The sequence below is a fragment of the Terriglobales bacterium genome (assembly GCA_035543055.1).
Lineage (GTDB): Bacteria > Acidobacteriota > Terriglobia > Terriglobales > Acidobacteriaceae > JAIQFD01.
Genome location: DATKKJ010000061.1, coordinates 1 through 2991 on the forward strand (window position 1 = coordinate 1; position 2991 = coordinate 2991).

Consider the following 2991-nt stretch of genomic DNA (forward strand, 5'->3'; position numbering starts at 1 on the left):
TCCCAGGAGAACGGACCCCGGGCCATGGCTGCGCAAAGCATTGGCCAAGCGCGCGAAAGGTGAGCTGATTGACGCGCTGGTGAAAATGGCCAGAGAGGATCGGCCCGTGCTCCGCCGGCTCGCGGCACACTTCGAACTCCATGCACCCCTGGAAGAACTCCTGGCGGAGACACGACAGGCGATTGCTGATGCGACGGCCTTCGACGAGCGGAGAATCAACTACAACTTCAGCTACGACGGCGAAGCCTACGACCACGTGCAACGGAACCTGCAGCGGTTGATCAAACTGGGGCAGTTACGGCCGGCCATGGAGCTGTCGCTGGAGTTGATGGACGAGGGAAGTCATCAGGTCGAAATGAGCGACGAGGGGTTGATGACTGACGACATCGCGGCTTGCCTCCGGCCGGTCCTGAAAGCAATCCGCACGTGTGACCTGCCGGCAGCCGACGTGGCCACGTGGTGCGTGCGGATGCTCAAGGCTGACCGCGCGGGGTTCATCTGCGATCAGGAACTCCGGGAACTGCGGCAGCACTTCGAGGCATTGCCGCCACCATAGCCCCGACCATTCGCCCGCCGATTACGCACGCCTGCCGGAAGGACACGGAGGATCAACTCGAGCACGGCTTCTAGCCCAAGTTACGGAGTTGCGAAGCGTGAACGGCCCTGGCGGTAGCGCCAAGGCCGTTTCTTCGCAAGAGTCTTCACTACATTTGTACAACCTCCTCGAGGTAGCGCAGCCGCTGGGGAATGCTCAGACCCAGCCGGTTGAGCAGCACCTTCTGGGCGGGATCGGGGGCGGTGACGCAGCGTACCCGAGCTGTTTTCCCGGGGCAGCCATCTGCGGTCAGCGTGGGCAGCACGACGTCGCCGCTCTTGATCTTGTTGAATTCCGCGACCACTGTCCGGGGGGCATCCCCCAGTCCCGCCCCGCGCATCCACTGGGCCAATGTCTTCCACAACACGTAGGCCAGGAAGCACACCAGGATATGACCCAGTACCCGGTCGGGCTTCTGGTGCCAGATCGGCCGGATGGTCAGTTCGTCCTTGGTGATCCGGAAGGCCCACTCCGCCTCGGTCAGCTGGATGTATCGCTTCCACAGCGTGGCCGGATCGGTGTCGGTCAGATTGGTTCGCAGCAGATAGCAGCCTTCCGACAGGGCCGTCCATTCACTCCAGCGCTGATTGCGCGTCCAGGTGATGGATAAACGTGCTTTGCCGGTCGGGCGCGGAATCGTCTGGATCTTCACGTCGAAGGCCGCGGCGGACCGCCAGTACTGCCCTTGCAGCCGGCCCAGCCGCCGATTGGCCACGTCCGCATCCTTGAGCCGACCGCACTCCGCCGAGGCCTGCATCCGCTGCAGGGCCGCCGCCATCCGCTCGAAGAACCGCTCGTGCATGGCCTTTTCCTTCTCCCGGCGATCCTGACTGCGGGCCAGGATGAAGGTCTCCGTTCCATCGGGACCGGGTACCAGCTTCACCTCCACCCCGGCCTGCACCTCGTGCCAGTTCTTGTTCACCAAGTGCCCCTCGAACTGCCGCAGCAGCGCCTTGGGCGTGCCCACGATGTACGAGCCGCCCCGGCTCCGCAGGAACTGGAGGTTGTCCTCGCTGACCATGCCCCGGTCCATGACCCACACCCGGTTGGCCCGGCCGTACTTGGCTTCCATGGCCCTGACCACCGTCTGGACCGTCTTCGAGTCGTTGGTGTTCCCGTCGAAGACCTCATAACCGAGGGGAATTCCGTCCGTGGTCACCACCAGTCCGATGCACACCTGCAGGCAGTCCGGCCGGCCGTCCCGCGAATAACCCCGCTGGGCCATCGGGTTGCTCAAACACTCCCCTTCAAAGTACGTGCTGGTCACGTCATAGAGCAGCAGGTCGTACTTCAGGTCGAATAGGTCGCCCAGACGCTGTTTGAGATGGGCCTCTATCGCTGATTTATGCGGCAGAAGCTGATCCAGGCCGACATACAGACGATCCGTGTTCACCTGATCCACCGGTACGCCCAGCAGGTCGTCCAGCGCCGTGCGGCGATACCAGGTCTGCTCGATGTGCAGCTCGCTGGACGGCTCGCAGAAGCGGGCCACGGTCAGAATCGCCGCTACCAGCGGCCAAGGCACGTCCTCGCGGCCGGCCGGCATCAGCCGCGACAACAGGCCATCCAGGTCCAGCAGCCGCCACAACCCCAGCGCCAGCCAGACGTCCCCGAAGTCCCGCGACCGCTCCAGCCGAACGCCCTTGAGCTTGACCAGGACCGGCTCGCGATCGTCCGGCTCAGGATAGCTGGGGGGATCAAACAGCGATGGCTGCGGACGGTCCTTCTTGTCCAGCCGCCGCCCCAGCCAAGCCCAGCCGTTCTGCTCGCTCTTCTTCAACTCCCCCAGGTAGGCGACGATCCGCTGCCGCGAGCCTTGGGCGGTGCGAATGGATTCCACCAAGGCCCAGTAGGTGTGACGCTTGCCGCTCTTACGCCGTTCGTAACGCCGTAGAAACATGCGCGATCCTTCGCGAGGCAGTTGCCTGACCGCCATAGAATCGCACAGAATCCTGCCGCTTCAAGAGGGTAGGTTTCCACTACATCGCCCCGAACGCCGAGCAACCCCGCTGGCAAGGCTCCAATCGCAGATTTCAGCCCAAAGATTTTCTGAAAATGGCCGCTGTTCAGTAACTTGGGTTAGCAGCGTGGGCGGTGGAAGCCCGGCAGCACGGATGCGCTCGCGGGCGTCCTCCACGGTGATGCCATCGAAGTCAACGAACAGACACCGCGCCAAGGTCACGCACCGAAAGCATTTTCCGCACGGCCCTTTATCGGCGCACTTTTCCGCGCTGCAGCCGTTTCCGCTGGCGCAGCGGGGATTGGCGCCCACATAAATATTCTGGCCGGCCGCGTTGTCGGCCTCGAGCGCTCCCGACTTGCCGGGTAACTCAGACGCTCGGCACCATGTCGAGCGCTTGGACGGTATCCGCCTCACCTCCACGAGATCATCGGGG

3 protein-coding genes are annotated in these 2991 nt (G+C 63.6%); 1 reads left to right on the forward strand and 2 read right to left on the reverse strand.

Annotation, left to right across the window (positions count from 1 at the left end; genetic code table 11):
* The coding region (locus tag VMS96_05120; GenBank protein HVP42788.1) for a hypothetical protein at positions 1–556 on the forward strand (556 nt) is incomplete at its 5' end.
* A 148-nt stretch (positions 557–704) separates the two neighbouring features.
* Here VMS96_05120 and VMS96_05125 read toward each other — a convergent pair.
* Positions 705–2495, reverse strand: a complete 1791-nt coding sequence (locus VMS96_05125; protein ID HVP42789.1) for an IS1634 family transposase — start codon at positions 2493–2495, stop codon at positions 705–707.
* 60 nt (positions 2496–2555) lie between these two features.
* A partial coding sequence (locus VMS96_05130) for a hypothetical protein (GenBank protein HVP42790.1) occupies positions 2556–2991 on the reverse strand: 436 nt, incomplete at its 5' end.

Excerpts from the sequence above, each read along its gene's own strand:
- VMS96_05125 (HVP42789.1), bottom strand. The coding sequence starts at position 2,495 with ATGTTTCTACGGCGTTACGAACGGCGTAAGAGCGGCAAGCGTCACACC.